The organism is Pseudomonas sp. D4002, from assembly GCF_013385665.1.
In the GTDB taxonomy this organism is placed as follows: domain Bacteria; phylum Pseudomonadota; class Gammaproteobacteria; order Pseudomonadales; family Pseudomonadaceae; genus Aquipseudomonas.
In genome coordinates this window covers 1-18465 of record NZ_JACAPN010000023.1, presented here as the reverse complement: position 1 = coordinate 18465, position 18465 = coordinate 1, and the positions used below count along the sequence as shown (strand labels likewise).

At 62.3% G+C, this 18465-nt stretch carries 17 protein-coding genes; 10 read left to right on the top strand and 7 right to left on the bottom strand.

What is annotated here, in order from left to right; all coding sequences use genetic code 11:
- Positions 1 to 2 precede the first annotated feature (2 nt).
- A complete protein-coding gene (locus HX824_RS17055; RefSeq protein WP_008432448.1) occupies positions 3 to 923 on the bottom strand; it encodes a DMT family transporter in 921 nt (306 codons plus the stop codon).
- Between the two features lie 92 nt (positions 924 to 1015).
- Between HX824_RS17055 and HX824_RS17050 the strand changes: the two genes are divergently transcribed.
- The 7 genes from HX824_RS17050 to HX824_RS17020 all read left to right on the top strand — a co-directional run bounded on the left by HX824_RS17050 (position 1016) and on the right by HX824_RS17020 (position 7517).
- Positions 1016 to 1579: a helix-turn-helix domain-containing protein gene (locus HX824_RS17050; protein ID WP_003211741.1), complete on the top strand. Its 564-nt coding sequence runs from the start codon at positions 1016 to 1018 to the stop codon at positions 1577 to 1579.
- A 152-nt stretch (positions 1580 to 1731) separates the two neighbouring features.
- Entirely contained in the window at positions 1732 to 2097 is a 366-nt protein-coding gene (locus tag HX824_RS17045; protein ID WP_134326982.1) for a hypothetical protein, read from the top strand.
- A gap of 237 nt (positions 2098 to 2334) precedes the next feature.
- Positions 2335 to 3531, top strand: a complete 1197-nt coding sequence (locus HX824_RS17040) for an SfnB family sulfur acquisition oxidoreductase (RefSeq protein WP_003211739.1) — start codon at positions 2335 to 2337, stop codon at positions 3529 to 3531.
- Positions 3532 to 3543: 12 nt separating this feature from the next.
- Complete coding sequence (locus HX824_RS17035; protein WP_134326981.1) at positions 3544 to 3885, top strand: acyl-CoA dehydrogenase; 342 nt, start codon at positions 3544 to 3546, stop codon at positions 3883 to 3885.
- Positions 3885 to 5300, top strand: coding sequence for an LLM class flavin-dependent oxidoreductase (locus HX824_RS17030; protein ID WP_177054853.1), 1416 nt, complete (start codon positions 3885 to 3887; stop codon positions 5298 to 5300). Before HX824_RS17035 ends, HX824_RS17030 begins: the two co-directional genes overlap by 1 nt.
- 124 nt (positions 5301 to 5424) lie before the next feature.
- Positions 5425 to 6012 carry an AMP-binding protein gene (locus tag HX824_RS17025; RefSeq protein WP_003211733.1) on the top strand — a complete coding sequence of 196 codons (588 nt, stop codon included), beginning with the start codon at positions 5425 to 5427 and terminating at the stop codon, positions 6010 to 6012.
- 86 nt (positions 6013 to 6098) lie between these two features.
- Entirely contained in the window at positions 6099 to 7517 is a 1419-nt protein-coding gene (locus HX824_RS17020; protein ID WP_177054852.1) for an FAD/NAD(P)-binding protein, read from the top strand.
- Between the two features lie 103 nt (positions 7518 to 7620).
- On the opposite strand, the gene HX824_RS17015 is transcribed toward HX824_RS17020, so the two are convergent.
- Genes HX824_RS17015 through HX824_RS17000 form a run of 4 tightly spaced genes read right to left on the bottom strand, consistent with a single transcriptional unit; the run spans position 7621 to position 12253 of the window.
- Complete coding sequence (locus HX824_RS17015; RefSeq protein WP_177049036.1) at positions 7621 to 8886, bottom strand: efflux RND transporter periplasmic adaptor subunit; 1266 nt, start codon at positions 8884 to 8886, stop codon at positions 7621 to 7623.
- On the bottom strand, positions 8876 to 10357 hold the full coding sequence (locus tag HX824_RS17010) for a TolC family protein (protein ID WP_177054851.1): 1482 nt from the start codon (positions 10355 to 10357) through the stop codon (positions 8876 to 8878). The genes HX824_RS17015 and HX824_RS17010 overlap by 11 nt, the downstream gene beginning before the upstream one ends.
- Entirely contained in the window at positions 10350 to 11549 is a 1200-nt protein-coding gene (locus tag HX824_RS17005; RefSeq protein ID WP_177020717.1) for an ABC transporter permease, read from the bottom strand. Before HX824_RS17005 ends, HX824_RS17010 begins: the two co-directional genes overlap by 8 nt.
- The gene (locus HX824_RS17000) at positions 11546 to 12253 is read right to left on the bottom strand and encodes an ABC transporter ATP-binding protein (protein WP_023658970.1); all 708 of its coding nucleotides are present in this window, start codon (positions 12251 to 12253) and stop codon (positions 11546 to 11548) included. Before HX824_RS17000 ends, HX824_RS17005 begins: the two co-directional genes overlap by 4 nt.
- A 363-nt stretch (positions 12254 to 12616) precedes the next feature.
- Between HX824_RS17000 and HX824_RS16995 the strand changes: the two genes are divergently transcribed.
- Positions 12617 to 13369 (top strand): TetR/AcrR family transcriptional regulator, encoded by a 753-nt coding sequence (locus tag HX824_RS16995; protein ID WP_003211721.1) that lies wholly within the window; start codon positions 12617 to 12619, stop codon positions 13367 to 13369.
- 397 nt (positions 13370 to 13766) lie between these two features.
- A complete protein-coding gene (locus tag HX824_RS16990) occupies positions 13767 to 14366 on the top strand; it encodes a LysR substrate-binding domain-containing protein (RefSeq protein WP_371318533.1) in 600 nt (199 codons plus the stop codon).
- Here the strand turns inward: HX824_RS16990 and HX824_RS16985 are convergent, their stop codons facing one another.
- Positions 14367 to 15428: an FUSC family protein gene (locus HX824_RS16985; protein ID WP_177054850.1), complete on the bottom strand. Its 1062-nt coding sequence runs from the start codon at positions 15426 to 15428 to the stop codon at positions 14367 to 14369.
- 154 nt (positions 15429 to 15582) lie between these two features.
- Complete coding sequence (locus tag HX824_RS16980; RefSeq protein ID WP_008432465.1) at positions 15583 to 17208, bottom strand: NADP-dependent glyceraldehyde-3-phosphate dehydrogenase; 1626 nt, start codon at positions 17206 to 17208, stop codon at positions 15583 to 15585.
- A 159-nt stretch (positions 17209 to 17367) separates the two neighbouring features.
- On the opposite strand from HX824_RS16980, the gene HX824_RS16975 reads away from it, so the two are divergent.
- A complete protein-coding gene (locus HX824_RS16975) occupies positions 17368 to 18228 on the top strand; it encodes a Dyp-type peroxidase (protein WP_177054849.1) in 861 nt (286 codons plus the stop codon).
- Positions 18229 to 18465: the final 237 nt, after the last annotated feature.

Genomic DNA, 18465 nt, shown 5'->3' with positions numbered 1-18465 from the left:
GTTCAACCCTGGTTTTCATGTTCCAGTTCGGCCTGGGGCTCGGCGAGCCGCTGACGGCGGGTTTTCATCTCACTGACAATCACCGCCGCCACGATCAACGCCGCGCCCACCATGGCAATCGGCGGGAAGCGCTCCCCGGCAATCCGCCCGACTACGCCGGCCCACACCGGCTCCCCGGCATAAATCAGCGTGGCGCGAGTCGGCGAGACGCTTTTCTGCGCCCAGTTCATCGCCACCTGAATCACCGCGCTGGTCAGCCCCAGGCCCACCGCGCTGAACAGCAGCAACCAGGAAAACCCCGGCAGCGCCTCGCCCATCGGCACCACCATCAGGAACGACAGCACCGACGCCGTGGCCAGTTGCACCACCGTTACCCGGCGTACATCCACCTGCCCGGCAAAGGCGCTGATCAGGATGATCTCGGCGGCAATCGCTACCGCACCGATCAACGTGGCGATTTCACCGGGGCTGAAATTCAATGATGCCCCGGCCGGGCCGGTCAGCAGCATCAGCCCGGTAAACGCGAGCATGATGCCGATGCTCGGCATCAACCCCGGCCGCCGTCCCAGTACCAGCCATTGCAGCAGCGGCACGAATGGCACATACAGCGCAGTAATAAATGCCGACTGGCTGCTCAGGATCGTCTGCAAGCCAATGGTCTGCAAACCGTAGCCGAACATGATCGCCACACCGATAAAGCAGCCAGCCTTCAATTCAAACAGCGTCAGGTTCCGCAGGCTGCGGAATGAGAACGCCCCGACGATGAGCGCCGCTGCAGCAAAACGCAGGCCGACGAAAAACATCGGGCCGCTGACCGCCATGGCGTGCTGCACCAGCAAAAAGGTGCCGCCCCAAAACATGGTGATCACCACCAATACACATTCGGCTTTGCTGAAACGGGAAAACAATGGGGAGGTGGTCATGGCGGCTCGGTCTTGCACAGGAAGGGCGCGGACCGCACAATGCGCCGCAAGCTGGGCAGTATACTGCGCAACCCCACCCTGTGAGCAATATAGTGCACAAAGAAAATCCGCAACGGGCCTCGGTCCTGCAACACGTCAGCCAGAACGTTCGGCGCCTGCGCCATGCGGCTGAGTTGAGCCAGACGGCGCTGTCCGAAAAATCCGGCGTCAGCCGGCGCATGCTGGTGGCAATCGAGGCGGGGGAGAAAAACGTCAGCCTGTCGACCCTCGACCGGGTGGCCGAAGCCCTGGACGTGGCCTTCAGCGACTTGATCCAGGCCCCGGATGCCGCTGATCACAGCCGTATCAACGAACTGGCCTGGGCCGGTGACATCCCCGGCAGCAAAGCCGTGCTGCTGGCCAAGGCCACCGCGCGTCGCGAGGTGGAACTATGGGAGATGCGCCTGGAGCCCGGCGATCGCTACATGCCTGAACCGGACCCCGAGGGTTGGAGCGTGCAGTTGTTTGTGTTCGAAGGCACCCTGACGCTGGTGCTGGGGGATGAGGAAAAAAACGTCGCCACCGGTGAGTTCCTGATGTTCGCCAGCCGCTACCTTCACGCCTATCGCAATGACGGCGACGTGGCGGTGCGGTTTGTGCGCAACGTGGTGATTTAAGACTCTTGGCTTTGAGTGTTGTCAACTGTCAGATTTCACAGCTTACATCAGCGTTGGATTGAATCTAGTGTGGGAGTTACTGCTCAGAGAACTGGCTCAATCGGAGCGCGGGCGGAAGGGGCAGTTGGCTTCACTAAATGGAGAGCACACTGATGACAGCGCAAGACTCAAAGCACATCAAGAGTAGTGACTTGCTTCCCCGTCCACGCATTAATCCCTCTCACGGGAACCATGTGAATTATCCCGAGATGCAGGGTGGGCAAGCCTCGATCATTATTCCCGCGTATCCGGGACTGGCTATCGGGCAAACAATCAGGTGGACGGTCAGGGGGAACGGCTTGCTGTTTGGTCACATCGAGGTAAAGTCGCTGGAGCACCAATACAAAGATGTTGTGAACGGTATTGTCTTCCGCCGTGAGGTGGTGGAGGCAAAATATGGCGTGCGTCAAGATGGACATGACGAGCGCCTTTCTGACCATAGTTTTTATATCGTGGACGACCGTCCTGCCGATGCCTGAGTGGTAGCGAGTTGGCTTTCAATACCGAAGTCAGTGTCGCCGGTATTGAAAGCCACCACGGGGCCTTGCTCCCGGATGATCAACTGTTGGCAGCGCAACAGTGGTTGGACACTTTGCTGTTTTGAACCGCCAACGACTTCCCTGATATACCGGCAACCCGGTGATTTCATTGCACATTGCATTCGGGCACGACTCCTGCAATCACTCCAGTATCTCTCTGGAGCCTGGAGTCGGCCCATGTCAGCCCAACCCCTACAACCTGCCCACATCATCCGTTCGGACGCCGAGGCCATTGCGGTTGCCACCGAGTTGGCCAAGCGTTTTGCCGTGGACGCCGGCGTGCGTGACCGCGAGCGACGCCTGCCGGTGGCCGAGCTGGACGAATTCTCCGCCAGTGGCCTGTGGGGCATCACCATTCCCAAGGCCTACGGCGGCGCGGGAGTGTCCTATGTGACGGTGGCCGAGGTGATCAAGCTGATCTCCGCCGCCGACCCGTCCCTGGGGCAGATTCCGCAGAACCACCTGGGCGTCGTCGACATCCTCCTGCAAACCGCCAGCGAGGAGCAAAAGCAGCACTACTTCGCCAAGGTCCTGCTGGGCTATCGGTTCGGCAATGCCTTCTCCGAAGCCAAGAGCAAGAACGCCGGCACGTTTGACACACAAGTGCGCTTTGACGGCGACAGTGCGTACATCAACGGCGAGAAGTTCTACTGCACCGGCGCACTGTTCGCCCATATCGTGCCGACGGTGGGCGTCAACGAAAAAGACCAGGCGTTCATCGCCTTTGTCGAACGGGACGCGCCGGGCCTGCAAGTGATCGACAGCTGGGACGGCTTCGGCCAGCGCACCACCGCCAGCGGCGGCGTGACCCTCGACGGTGTGAAGGTGCCGCTGAGTGCGGTGATCCCCGCCCACCAGGCCTTCGACCAGCCCACCGCCAACGGCCCGATTTCGCAGATCATCCAGGCGGCCGTCGACACCGGCATCGCCCTCGGGGCCCTGGAACAAGCCAAGATTCATGCACGCCAGGCCCGGCCCTGGATCGACAGCCAGCAGGATCACGGCTGGCAAGACCCGTTCACCATCGCCGCCATCGGCGACCTGGAATGGCGGGTCCACGGCACCGAAGCGATCCTCGCCAAGGCCGGCATTGCCGTCGACCAGGCCCTGGCCAACCCCAACGAAGACACCGTGGCCAATGCCTCGTTGGTCGTCGCCCAGGCCAAAGTGCTGTCGGCGGAAACCGCCTTGCTCGCCAGCAGCAAACTCTTCGAACTGGCCGGCACCCGCTCGGTGTCCGGCAAGCACAACCTCGACCGCTTCTGGCGCAACGCACGTACCCACACCCTGCACGACCCGGCCCGCTGGAAATACCACCTGATCGGCAACTTCGTGCTCAACGGCGTCAAGCCCGCACGCCATGCCTGGAACTGAGGAGCTGCATCCATGACCGCACTGAATCAGGCGCGCCAACTGCTGGAAAGCACCCGGCGCTTTGTCGAGAAAAGTGATGACCCCTACGTGATCAGCCGCTTTGGCGATTTGCAGATTCGCGTGGAGGTAGCGGCTGCTTTGTTTGAGCGTGCCGAAACCCACCCAGGCCCGGTGGCCCTCACAGAAGCCCAGATAGCGGCTGCCGAGGCCCTCATCGCTGCCAGCAACGCCGAATTCGAACTCACCGGCCAGCGTACTGCGCTGCCGCCGACCCTTGATGATCCCCTGCGCTGGAAATACCAGATTGTCGGCAACTACCACCTCAACGGTGTCGCCCCCCGGAGTAACGTTTAATGCCTCGTGAAATCCGTTTGAATGCTTTCGACATGAACTGTGTCGGCCACCAGTCGCCGGGCCTGTGGGCCCACCCGCGTGACCGCTCATGGCAGTACAAGGACCTGGAATACTGGACCGACCTGGCAAAAATTCTCGAGCGCGGCAAGTTCGACGGCCTGTTCATCGCCGACGTGCTGGGCATCTACGACGTCTATAACGGCAACGGTGACGCAGCGATTCGCCAGGCGACCCAGGTGCCGGTCAACGACCCGCTGTCGCTGATCGCACCCATGGCGCTGGTCACCGAACACCTGGGTTTTGGCCTCACCGCTTCACTGTCCTTCGAACACCCGTACCCGTTCGCCCGGCGCCTTTCCACCCTCGACCACCTGACCAAGGGCCGCGTCGGCTGGAACATCGTCACCTCGTACCTGGAAAGCGGCGCGAAGAACCTCGGCCAGAAAGCCCAGACCGAACACGATGCGCGCTACGACTACGCCGAGGAATACCTGGAGGTTTGCTACAAGCTCTGGGAAGGCAGCTGGGAAGAGGGCGCGGTGTTACGCGACCGCGAACGGCGGATCTTCAGCGACCCGAGCAAGATCCACGAGATCCGCCACGTCGGCAAACACTTCCAGGTGCCCGGCATTCACCTGTGCGAACCGTCGCCACAACGCACGCCGGTGCTGTACCAGGCCGGGGCGTCGAGCCGTGGCAAACAGTTCGCCGCCGAACAGGCCGAATGCGTGTTCGTTGCCGCACCGTCGAAAGTGCTGCTGAAGAAAACCGTTGCCGATATCCGCCGCCGTGCGGCCGAGGCGGGGCGTGACCCGAAGAAAATCCTGATCTTCAACTTGCAGACGGTGATCGTTGGCGAGACTGATGCCAAGGCCAAGGCCAAGTTCGACGAATACAAATCCTATGTCAGCTACGAAGGCGCGATGGCCCTGATCTCCGGCTGGACCGGCATCGACTTCAGCCAGTTCAAGCCCGATGAACCCCTCAAGCATGTGCATACCAACGCCATTCAATCGGCGGTGGAAGCCTTCTCCACTGCCGACCCGAACAAGGTCTGGACCCCGAATGAACTGGCAGACTGGGTCGGCATCGGCGGCTTCGGCCCGTTGTTCGTCGGCGGCCCGGAAACCGTGGCCGATCTGTTGCAGGAATGGGTTGAAGATACCGATGTGGACGGCTTCAACCTGGCCTATGCACTGACCCACGAGACCTTTATCGACGCGGTCGAGTTACTGGTGCCGGAGTTGCAGAAGCGCGGCGTGTACAAGACCGAATATGCCCAGGGCACCCTGCGGGAGAAATTGTTTGGGGACGGCGCGCGGTTGGCGGACAACCATCCGGGGGCCAGCTATCGTGATTTGTCGGGTGTACATAAAACAAATGTGGGAGCGGGCTTGCTCGCGAATGCGGACTGACATTCAGCATTGATGTTGCCTGACGCACCGTTTTCGCGAGCGAGTCGAGCCGTCCCACCGCCGCCCACATAAATCCGGCCAGCGGACCACCGCATGCTTGTTTCACCAATAGGAGCATCACCCTATGAGCGTGCATGAACTTGAACTTGCGCTGGATGTGGAATGGCCCGCCGAACGGGTCACGGTGTTGCCCGAGGCGTTGGCGCAGTTGCGCCATTGGGCACAGGTGACCCCGTTGCACAGCGCCCTGCGCCACAAACGTGACGGCCAGTGGTATGCCTGGCGCTGGATTGATGCGTTGCGGGATGTCGAGCGCCTGGCTGATGGCTTGCGTCAGCAGGGCTTTACCGAGCAGTCGCGGCTGGCCCTCAGCGGTGCCTTCGAACCCGGCCTATTGCTGCTGGCCCTGGCCGCCCAGGTGATCGGTGGCCAGATCCTGACCCTGGCGGATGACCTCGAGCCCGCTGCCCTGCAGCAACAAGTGTGGCGCATCCGGCCTACCCACGCGTATGCCCCTGGGTTCCAGACGTTGGCGATGGTGCGACGGATCGACCCTGTGGACACCTCACAACGGCTCTGTCGCTGGTGGCAGCCTTCGGGCAAGACCGAATTGTGGAGCGGGGAAAGCACCCATTGGCAAGGCGGCCTGGCGACGGTGCTGGAGCAATGGCTGATTAGCGGCCAGAGCCTGGGCTTCCCGCAGTCGGGCTGAACTAGGCGTCCCGGGTGGATGTGCTGGATACTGCACGGGGCGATTTTTACCACAACCATTCAGGCAGACAGTAAGGGCGCAATTTCATGAGTGAAACCGAACGCGGACAGGCGACGAGCGCCATTCGCAACGCCGATGTGCTGATTGTTGGCGGCGGCCTGAGCGGGACGATGCTGGCGGTGCAGTTGCTGCGCCTGCCGGGCACGCGGCAGATCCTGGTGATCGAGCCGCGCCAGGAACTGGGGCGCGGCGAGGCCTACAGTGCGGTAGAGCTTGGGCACACCTTGAACGGCAACGCCGCGCGCATGAGCGTCGACCCGGACAACGCCGATGACCTGACCCAGTGGCTGACCGCCTACATCGCCGGCGGCGGCTGGCGCGAGTCGGACCAGCAGCACGTGCCCATCAGCGAACTGTTTCCGCCCCGCGGGATTTTTGGCCTGTACGCGCAGCAGCGGCTGGCCGAGGCCAAGGCGATTTCCGCGTCGACCGTCGAGCACATTCGCGCCGAGGTGACAGACCTTGAGGTGGATGAACACGCCACACGGCTGACCTTGAGCGACGGCCAGCAACTGCGCGGTGCCTGTGCGGTATTGGCCACCGGCATGTTCCCGGCGGCACGCACGCCACAGACCGAATCCAGCGGCTTGAATGCCGCTGCCGTCGACCCGTGGGATGTATCGGCCATGACCCAACTGGACCCGCAATCCACCGTGCTGATCATCGGTTCCGGGCTGACCATGGTGGACGCCGTGGTGTCCCTGGAACAGGCCGGCCATCGCGGGCCCATCGAGATTTTTTCGCGCCACGGCCTGTTGCCCCATGTCCGTCGGCAGCCGCCGGCCTGGGTCGACTTCCTGGGAGAAGACCACAGCCTGCGCAGCCCCCGGCAATTGCTGCGGGAGGTGCGGCGCCAATGCCGGCTCGCGCTGGAGCAGGGGATTGACTGGCAAGCGCCGCTGGACACCGTGCGTGCCAACATCGGGCGGTTGTGGAGCCAGGCCAGCGAGGGCGAGAAACGTCAGTTCGTGCGGCATGTGCGGCCCTGGTGGGAAAGCCACCACCACCGTTCGCCGCCGTTGAGTGCCGAGTTGGTGGCGCGGTTGCATGGGGAAGGGCGGCTGCGGATCCGGGCGGCTTCGTACAAGGGGCTGGTACCTTCGCAAGGTGAGGTGACGATCCGCCTGCGTCATCGTGGAGAGCAGGATGTGGTGCAGGTGTCAGGGGCAGCGCTGATCAACTCCAGCGGGATTGAATATGACTGGCGGCGCGTGGCCCGGCCGTTGCCCAGGCAGTTGCTCAAGCGCGGGCTGATTCAGCCCGGGCCGTTGGCGTTGGGGATTGCGGCGGATTTGTCGGGGGCGGTGCTGGATGCCCACGGGAATGTCAGCCGGCGGCTGTTTGCCATGGGCCCGCCGTTGCGCGGGATGTGGTGGGAAAGTACCGCAGTGACGGATGTCGCGATTCAGGCCAAGGCGCTGGCCGCGAGGTTGGCACACCTCTGAATCTAATGTGGGAGCTGGCTTGCCTGCGATAGCGGTGGGTCAGCTGCATCTTTATCAACTGAGAGATTGCTATCGCAGGCAAGCCAGCTCCTACAGGTCGGGTTCATGGACCGACCTTCACAAACCCAGGCTTCAACCCAAACACTTCAACCCCCTGGGCCGTCGACTGCCCGGTGGTCACCGTCACCCGCTCCACCGGCTTATCCATCGCGGCCCGATATTCCACCGTCATCACCCCATCCCCGCGACTGATCGCCTGGGCCGGTACGACAATCGCCTGGTCATTGTTGTAGGTCACAATGGTCAACCGCGCACTCATCCCCAACCTTACCCGTTGCAACTGTTGTGGGGTCAGCTTGGGAATCGACAGGGTCACCGGAAACTGCGCGCTACCCTGGCTGTCGCTGGCAATCGCCAAGCCACTGACCACGCTGACCGATCCCGTCAGCCGTTCCCCATCAAACCCGTCGCCCATCACCTCCACCGCCTGCCCTTGGTGCAACTGGTTGATGTCCAGCTCCGACACCTTGGCGACGATTTTCAGTTTCTCGATATTCGCCAGTCCAAACAGCACCTGGCCCTGGCTGACCTTGCTCCCGGCCTGCACCGGCGCGCTATTGCTCCCGCCGCCCTGGGTCGATGAGTTACTGCCCGGCGCCGGCACCACAATGCCGGAGAACGGTGCCTTGACCTCCTTGCCATCGAGCAGGGTGCGCAGGGCTTCATATTTCACCGTGGCGTTGGTCAGCTCCATATCGGCGATCTGCCGGTATTCGCCCTTGCCTTGTTCAACGGTCTGTTGCAGCTCAGCGCGGGCGGCCGTCAGGTCGAGTTGTTGCTGGGTGGCCTGCTGTTTCAGGTCGTCGAGTTCGTTGCGCGGGATGATGCCGCGCTTGAACAGGTTTTCGCTTTCGGTGAGTTTGCGCTGGGTGTTGCTGGCGGTCATTTCGGCAGTGCGCAGGGTGCGGCGGGCGCGCCCGACTTGCTGGCCGCTGTCCCAGTCCTGCATTTCCTGCACCGTGCGCCGGGCCTTGAGCTGGGCGGAGAGGGCGTCGCGCAGTTGCACTTCGAGGGTGGCCGGGTCCATGCGTAGCAGCACCTGCCCGGCCTCGACCCGCTGGCCCTGTTCCACCAGGTTGGCCTGCACATTACCGTCGAACGGCGCGGTGAGGGTGATGGTGGTGTCAGGCTCGATCTTGCCCACCAGGCCGATCTGATGCACCAGCGGGTCGACCTTCACCGCCAGCCACTGCTCGGCGTTGCCGGGCTGGTTGGCGGCCGGGCTTTGACGGCTGAGCAGCGAGACGCCGACGCCGGCCACCAGCACAATCAACACGACGCCCAACAGGCGCTTCTTATTAGTAGTCATTGAGGGCGATTTCCCAACTTTCCAGCGTCATGCCCAAGGTCAAGTCGAGCTGAGTCTGGGCGTTCAAATAGGCAATCAGCGCATTGAGCCGCGAGTTCTCGGCGTTGCGCAGGTCGGTTTCGAAACTCAATACCTGGAAGTTCGTGGAGCGCCCGGCGCTGAGTTTTTCCCGTTCGATTTCGATCTTGCGCTTGGACAACTCTACCGCCCGCTGGGAAATTTCATACTGGCGCCAGCGAGTGCCCAGGTCGCGCACCACATCGTTGACGTCGCGCTCCAGTTGCTGGCGGGCGTCGGCGATGATGATCTCCTGGTTTTCCACATCGACCCGCGCGTGCACCTCGGCCTGGCGAGTGCTGATGTCGCCGATGGGAATCTGCACCTGCACGCCCGCGTAGCTGTCCCAGCGCCGGTTGCTGTTGTAGCCGTTATCGTCATTGGTGGCGGCCCGAATCTGGTTGGCACCGGCCACCAGGTCCACTTGCCAGCGGCCGGAGTCCTTGGCGATCACCAGGTTGAGGTCGGCCTGCTGGCTGCCGAGCAGGGTGGCGAGGTATTCCGGCTGCTGGTTCTGCGCCAGCACGAAAGCCTGGCGTTTATCGATGTCCATGGGCCTGGCTTCAAGGGCCTCGGTGGCGCGGATCGGTGTCGACAGGTCGAGGGCCAGCAGGCGCAGCAGGGCCAGGCGGCTGGTGTCCAGTTGGTTCTGGGCTTCTTCCACCCCCAGTTGCTGGGTGGCGATATCGGCTTCGGTCTGCACAATCTCGAACTCGGCCATGCGCCCGGCACTGATCAGTGCCTTGTTCACTTCAAGCAAAGTGCCGGAGCGCTTGAGGGCGTCCTGCACGATGCTCAGTTGTTCCTGGGCCCGCAGCAACTCGCGGTAGGTGGCGATGATGTTGCTGATGGTTTGCGCCACGTTGGCCTTGAGGTTCAGGCGGTTGGCCTGTTCCGACAGGCGTGACAGGCGCAGCGGGGCGGTGGTGGCGTCCCAGCCGGCACCGCGCATCAGTGGCTGGATCACTGACAGGTCGAGGCCGTCGCTGCGGTAGCGTCCGGCGCGATCGGCGTTGTTCAGTTGCTGGGTCCAGTTCATGCTCAGGCGCGTGCCGTACTCACCGAGCAAGGTGGCATTAGGCGCGAGGTTAGCGTTGCGGGAGCTGTCTTCAGTGCCTTTAGTCGTGCGGTAGTAGCTGTTCAGGGTCAGCTTGGGGTTGAACGTGTCTTCAGCTACCCGCAGGTCGAATTTCTGCGCCACCCGTTGCAGGTACGCGCTGCGAATCGCCGGGTTGTTGCGCAGGCCCAGGTACACCGCGTCGCCCAGGGTCAGGGTGGTGGACTGGGCATTCAGCGACACGCTGCGTTCATAGCCACTGCGGGTGGTACTGGGTGCCGAGGGGCGAATCACCACGTCGGCGGCCACGCTGTGCAGGCTTACCAAGGCGGTCAACAACAGCAGGCGTTTATTCATCGCGCAGGGCCTCCACCGGCTGCAGCCGCGAGGCCGACACCGCCGGATAGATCCCGAAAAACAGCCCCACCAGCAACGTGCTGCCGACCCCGAGCGGCAGCGCGGCCACCGCCAGGGAAAACTGCCAGCCGGACAGCCTGGCATACAGGTACGCGGCGGTCATGCCCAGTACCGCGCCGCATACCGCACCCACGGCGGTCAGGGTCACGGCTTCCAGCAGGAACAGGTTGCGAATGTCGCGCTGGCGCGCCCCGAGGGCCATGCGGATCCCGATTTCCCGGCGCCGTTCCGAGACGTTCATCAGCATCACGTTCATCACGCCGACGCCGCCGCCCACCAGGGAGATCGCGCCCAGGGCCAGCAGCAGGTAGGCGAAGGTCCGGCTTTGGCGGGTCATGCCATCGATCATTTGCTGGGGTACCTGAATGTCGACATCGTGGTCGGTGAGCTGGGCTCGCAGTGCCACGGCTGAGTCCTGGGCGAGGCGTTCCATATCCTGGCCGGGGGTGGCACGGATGATCACGTTGCCGATTTGCGGGCTGGCGTAGATCCGGCGCATGCCCGGGGCGGGGACGAACAGCGATTCGTTGGCCTGTACGGGAATCAGCATTGCCCGGGGCTGGCTGTGCAGAATGCCCACGATCAGGAACAGGTAATCGTTGATACGTACCCGGTCGCCCAGTTGCAGCGGGTCGCCGGGCACGCTCAAGGCCTGGACGACCTGGTCACCGACGACCGCATAGGTTTCCCCAGCATCGAAACTCGACAGGAAGCGCCCGTCGCGCACCGACAGGCGCATGGCATCCTTGAGGTCCGGCGTACTGCCGACGAGGCTTGCGTTCCAGGTACGGCCATGGAACACCACTGGCCCGCTGAACAGCGAGACCGCACCGATATGGGCAATGCCTGGAACGCTGCGGCGCACGGCTTCCAGGTCCAGGCTGGCGGGCATTTGCGCAGTGCTGGCACCCCTGGGCGGGAATTGCGCCACCAGGGTGTCGGTGCCCATGTCCTTGAAAATCATCGCAGCGTCTTCGGCGGCGTTGTGCCCGATATTGATCAGCGCCACCACCGAGGAACTGCCGATGACGATGCCCAGCAAGGCCAGGATCGAGCGCTTGCCCAGGGTGCGCAGGCTGACAAACGCCTCGTACAGCAACTGGCTCAGGCTTTGTTCGACCCGCAGGCTCATAGGCGCCCGGCCTCTTGCACCACGCCATTGCGCACCAGGATCTTGCGATTCAGGCGTTCGGCAATGTGCGGGTCGTGGGTGACGATGATCAGCGTCACCTGCTGCTCGCGATTGAGCGCCAGCAACAGGTCCATGATCTCCTGGGCGGTGGTGCTGTCGAGGTTGCCGGTGGGTTCGTCGGCGAGGATCACCGACGGGTTGCCGACCAATGCCCGGGCGATGGCGACCCGTTGGCGCTGGCCGCCGGAAAGGTCGGCCGGGCGATGGTGGGCGCGCTCGGCCAGGCCCACCTGGTCGAGCATGCGCAGGGCCTGTTCCACCGAGTCGTGGCGTGACACGCCGCGGTAGCTCAGGGGCAGGGCGACGTTGTCCAGGGCACTGAGGCGTGGCAGCAGGTTGAAACTCTGGAAGACGAAACCGATCTGCTGATTGCGGATCGCCGCCAATTGATCGGGGCTGGCGCTGAAGATGTCATGGCCGGCAAAGCGGTACTGGCCGCAGTCGGGCAAATCCAGCAGGCCGAGAATATTGAGCAGGGTACTTTTGCCGGAGCCGGAGGCGCCGAGGATGCCGCAGCTGTCACCGGTTTCGATGGCCAGGCATACATCATTGAGAATCGACAGGTGTTGACCGGCCAGCTGATAGCTTTTGCCGATGCCTTGCAAGGAGATAAAGCCTGGGTGCGCGGGGGTATCTGTCATCATGACTACGCCTGCAGCCTCGACAGCGCCGTGCTTCCCCCGAAAATCCTTGTAACAAGTTCAGGAGCTGCCTGGTACACGTCACGGACTGGTTTTATTTCTTGTTTTTAAAATATTGTTTGAATACTAACCGCGATCCAGCCGTTCCGCCAGCCATGGATATAGAGCGGTTTTACCCTTTGAAACGATTCTTCAAAGGGACGTTTCCGGCGCTGCAAAAATCCATCAGCTACCCTCAATGAGCCCGTTGCTGTTGGCTTTGAATAGTATGGCGCTGTGTCACTACTTGCTTTCAGGCAGCGGCCCCGGTATAAAAAATCAAATTAATTTTTAAAACAATATTTCCGCAGTGGAACCCCAATCCCTATGGTCGCGAAGAAACTCAGCGCTCCAAACGTTACCAAGACCCGATTGCTGGATGCGACAGAGGCTCTTTTCATCAAATACGGCTATGACGCTGTTTTGTTGCGGCAGATAACCGAGAGGGCCCAGGTCAATCTCGCTGCGGTGAATTACCACTTCGGGGACAAGGACTCCCTGATGAAAACCCTGCTGATGCAGCGCCTGGAGCCGCTCAACGAGCAGCGCCTGGAGTTGCTCGCCCGGTGCGAAGCCGAATCCGACGGCCCGCTGGATTGCGACACCTTGCTCGGGGTGCTGTTCGCCCCGGCCATGGGCCTGGAACGCAGCGACCCGGCCAGCGGGGAAGGGCGTTCATTCATCCGGTTCCTGGGGCGGGTGTACAGCGACACGTCGCCGTTTATCCAGGAATACCTCAAGGTGCATTACCAGCCGGTGTTCCAGCGCTTCTTCGAAGCCTTCGCACTGGCGCTTCCGGACTTGCCGCGCAACGAGCTGGGGGTACGCCTGCAATTTGCCCTCAAGGCGATCTCCGGGGTGATGGCCGGTACCGAGCTGCGTTTGCTGATGAACTCCATGAGCCTGGGACGCCCGGCCACGGATGCCGAGGTCATGGCCAAGCTGATTACCCTGGTGTCGGCGGCGATTCGTGTGCCGCAGCAAAGTCCTGAAGCCGAAACGGCCCTGGCGCGGGTGCTCGATACCCAGCGCGCGATACGTGAGCAAGCGGCGTCGCCTGTCAACAAGGTGGCTCGTTGAGCCATCAAGACCGGCTCGCAATGAGCCGGTTTGCTTCGACTCCTCTCTCCAGAAACCGTGTGCCCACTCAAATCCCGGGCAAAAAAAACCCGCTGGGGCGGCGGGTTTTTAACTACAACGTTTGTAACGGATGAGGCTTTACCCTACGTCTCTGGATGTGAATAAAACGTGAAAAATATGTAAGAGAAAGTGTGAAGTCTATTGGCTTGTGTAATCCCGACAAATGGCAGTCAGCGTTTACTGTGAACCTGGCCGATAAAGTCTACAAGGTACTCACTCACCCGTTCCGGCGCATCCTCCATCAGAAAGTGCCCGGCGTTTTGCACCACCTGCAGCACGGCCCCACGGATGTCGTTGCGCAGGCGCCCACGACGCGGCGCTGACGCATTTCAATCCGGTGCAGTTACAAGGTTCCATCCGCCTGGGCGCCACCGAACAGGTGCCGATGGCCGAGTTGTCGAACTTGCTCGGCCAGTTTTCCCGGCAACACCGCCAACTGGATGTGCGAATTGTGGTGGAGCAGAGCCACGTGCTTCGCCAGGCCCTGGTGGACCGTGAGCTGGACCTGGCGCTGCACCAGGATTTCATCCCGCGTATCGAAGCGCGGGACCAATTGCTGTGGACCGAACAGGTGCACTGGTGCGCCCGGCCCGGCTGGCAGCCTGCGCCTGACGAATGCGTGCGGCTGATCACCTTCGGCCCCGGCTGTTTTTACCGGCAACTGGCCCAGGAACGCCTGAGCGCCTTGGGCATTCGCTGGCAGGTGGTGGTGGAATGTGGGTCGGTGGGGGGTGTGGTATCGGCCATCGCCGCCGGGTTGGGCATCGGCCTGCTCAGCAGTGACCATCTCGACAAGCGCGTGGAAGTGTATCGCCCCTTCGACCAGCGGATGCCGCTGCCCGAAGTGGCGAACGTGTTGCGCTTTGCCGAGGACAGCCCCGAGCCCCGGTTACAGGCGTTGCAGCAGCTGTTGATACAGGCGCTGCACCGGGGCTGATCAGATTTTCCAGTGGCTGGCGCTCTTGGCCAGGCGCTGGCGCATGGCGTCAATATTGGCTGCCAGTTGCAGGGTCAACAACCGGTAACCGTCCGACGCGTTGACCACCGGCACTTCAAAGGTCTGTTCGTGGGTCGGCGTGGTGCTCGGACGTTCCAGCCGGTCGGTGGCCCCGGATTGCAACGCCCGCGCCATCCCGATCAACTGCACCCGAATCTGCCGGTGCTCGGCTTTCAACGCCACCTGCATGCGCGCCAGGGCTTCCTTGTCCCGTGGGTCGGGGCGGGTGTTGCCGAGGATCTCCAGGGTGCTGATGCACATCCGCAAATGCCGCTGCAGGGTGTCCAGCTCGGTCATGGAAATCCGCACTTCCTTGGACACCGATGGCATCAGCGAGCGTAGTTGCAGCATCGCGGCGTTCAGGCGATTCAGCAGCTTGAGGTGTTCATCATCGGTGACCGATTGGCCGCTGATGATCCGGCTATAAATCGCCGCGCAATCGCGCAAGGCACTGGCCAGGTTGTAGCGCCAGGAATACACCGCATACAGCGGCAGGGCGAAGGAAAACGCCAGGGCCAGGACGATGCCGATCAGGATGTCGACCGTGCGCCACAACCCGTCCGATATCGGATTATCGCCATGGCCCGCAACGATAAATACGGTGATGGCCGACAGCAACGCGATGTATCCGCCCTTGCCGATGGCGTGATAGGAAAAGAACCCGCACACCACCGACATCAGCAAATAGGTCAAAAGTGGCTGCCCCAGATACGCCTGTTGCAGCACCAGCAGCAAACCGACGCTGGCGCCGATCAACGTGCCGTAGGCGCGCTCGAAGGCTTTCTTGCCGATATTGCCGTGGTGCTGCAAACCGCCGATCACGATCAGCATCGTCACCGAGGCCCACTCACCATGGGGCAGGTTGATGCCGGTGGTGAGCAGGATCGTTGCGAGCAACCCAATGGAAACCCGCACCGCGTGGATCAACTTGGCGTGACGGTAGCGCCGATACGGGTCCAGCAACGGACGCAGCAAGCGGCGGGCGAAGAGAGGGAGATTCATTGGTATCAGGGTAACCTCGTTGTTCAGGCTTCACTCAGTTCCAATGTGGGAGCGGGCTTGCTCGCGAAGGCGGCGTGTCAGTCAATACATCCGGCGACTGAACCACCGCTTTCGCGAGCAAGCCCGCTCCCACATTTTTAGATCGGTGTCGGGCTCAGAAAATATAGTCAGTGGTCAGAAAGCTCGACGTGCGTTCCTGCAGGATGTCACTGACCAGTTCCTTGTTGCTCGCCTGGAACTTGGTCGCCACCAGGGTACGGATCGAAAACACCCGCAACGCATCATGTACCGACAGCGTGCCCTCGGCCGAGTTCTTGCGCCCGTTGAACGGGAAACTGTCCGGCCCGCGCTGGCACTGGGCATTGATGTTGATCCGGCCCACCTGGTTGGCGAACGCGTCCACCAGGCGCCCGACTTCCCTCGGGCTGGTGCCGAAGATACTCAGTTGCTGGCCGAAGTCCGACTCCAGCACGTAGTCGATCACCGTCTCCAGGTCGCGGTAAGGCACGATCGGCACCACCGGACCGAACTGCTCCTCGTGGTACACGCGCATCTGCGGGTTCACCGGGTACAGCACCGCCGGGTAGAAAAACGAGCCACGGCTGGCGCCGCCATTCTCGTTCACCACCTTGGCGCCATGGGCCAGTGCGTCGGTCACCAGGCCGCCGAGGTAATCCACCTTGCCCTGCTCGGGCAGTGGCGTCAGCGACACACCGTCTTCCCACGGCATGCCAGGCTTGAGGGTCGCCAGCTTGCGGTTGAATTTCTCGATAAAGCTGTCGACCACGTCCTCATGCACAAACAGGATCTTCAACGCGGTGCAACGCTGGCCGTTGAACGAGAGCGAACCGGTGACAGCTTCGTTGACCGCATTGTCCAGGTCGACCTGCGGCAGCACGATCCCGGGATTCTTTGCATCCAGGCCCAACGCCGCGCGTAGCCGGTGCGGTTTCGGGTGCAGTTTCTTCAAATCGCTGGCGGCCTTGTTGGTGCCGATAAACGCAAAGATATCGATCTTGCCGCTGGCCATCAGCGCGCTGACCGTCTCGCGACCGCTGCCGTAGATCACGTTGATCACGCCGGCCGGGAAGCTGTCGCGAAACGCCTCCAGCAACGGGCGAATCAGCAGCACACCGAGCTTGGCCGGCTTGAACACCACGGTGTTGCCCATGATCAGCGCCGGGATCAGCGTGGTGAAGGTTTCGTTCAGCGGGTAGTTGTAGGGGCCCATGCACAGTGCCACGCCCAGCGGCACCCGGCGGATCTGCCCCAGGGTGTCCTGTTCCAGCTCGAAGCGGCTGGAGCGACGGTCGAGTTCCTTGAGGGCATTGATGGTGTCGGTGATGTAGTCGCAGGTGCGGTCGAACTCTTTCTGCGAGTCCTTGAGGTTCTTGCCGATCTCCCACATCAGCAGCTTGACCACTGCATCACGCTGTTCGCGCATACGCCGCAAAAACGCTTCGACATGCTGGATGCGATCCACCACGCGCATGGTCGGCCACGCGCCCTGGCCACGGTCGTAGGCGGCCACGGCAGCGTCGAGGGCGGTCAAGGCGGTGTCGGCGTCCAGCAGCGGGGTGCTGCCGATGATGACCGGCGTGTCACCGTCGGCACCGCGCAACTGCACCGGGCTGCGCACTTCGGCCAAGGGGCCGTTCCACACATGCAACTGGCCGCCGACCAGGTAATCACGTTGTTCGATGGGCGCCGCGAGCCGGAATTGCTCGGGAATCTCGGCGGCAGTGGGAAACAGCTGGGCGAGCAGGTTGTCGGTGGTCATGTCGCTACCCCTGGAGTGGTTGCAAAACGTGACTAGAGATTCACCCATCAACGCCCCGTGTGGCAAGGGCTAGACGCATTAACCCGCGAACCTTGGAAAACCTTGAGCACAACCGTGAGCTCGCCGGGTAAACTGCGCGGCTTTCTTGAAGGAGTTCACATGAGTCAGTACCAGCCGGGCATTCTTGCCGCACCGGTGCCGTTGCAGGCACGCCATCTGTTTTTTGCCATTGAGTCGCTGGATGCCGTGCCTGCCGCACTGGATGCGCTGGTGCAGTTGGTGGACGCCAGTGCGGTGGTCGGTTTTGGTGAGCCGCTGGTCAATGCCCTTGGCGCCCGGATTGACGGGTTGCGGGCGTTCCCTCGTGTGAGCGGGCCGGGGGCGGAGAATCCGTCGACCCAGCAGGCGCTGTGGGTCTGGTTGCACGGTGTGGATCGCGGTGAGTTGCTGTTGCGCAGCCGGGCGTTCGAGAAGGCCCTGGCGCCGGGGTTTGGTCTGGTGCAGATGACCGAGGGGTTTCGCTACAAGACTGGGTTTGATCTGACCGACTATGAGGATGGCACTGAGAATCCGCATGATGATGCGGCGGTGGAGGCTGCGGTGGCGCAGGGTGGTGCGAGTTTTGCGGCGATCCAGCAGTGGCAGCATGATCTGGATGGGTTTGCGGCGTTGCCGGCTCTGGAGCGGGACCACATTATTGGTCGGCGCCATGGTGATAACGAGGAGCTGGAGGATGCGCCGGAGTCGGCGCACACCAAGCGTACGGCTCAGGAGAGTTTTACCCCGGAGGCGTTTGTGGTGCGGCGGTCGATGCCATGGGCCGAGAATGGTCAGGCGGGGTTGATGTTCCTGGCGTTTGGGCATTCGTTTGATGCGTTTGAAGCCCAACTGCGGCGGATGAGTGGGCTTGAGGATGGGATTGTTGATGGGTTGTATCGCATTAGCAAGCCGTTGACTGGGGGGTATTACTGGTGTCCGCCGGTGCGTGATGGGCGGGTGGATTTGAGCTTGGTGCGCTGAGGTTTTTGTTCGGGGTACATATCCATTATTTAGGTAACGGCCGCCTATGGTTCCGCTCTTACAGCGGGTCACTTTTGGCAAACGCCCGGAATGCCGGCCCAGCCAAAAGTAACCAAAAGGTCTTTGCCCCACCACTCGGTGCCTCGCCTAGGCTCGGCATGCCCGCACTCCGGCCCGGTTCCGCGGGCCGCCGCGACGGGCCATCCATGGCCCGGCGCGGCTAAACCGGCATCCTTG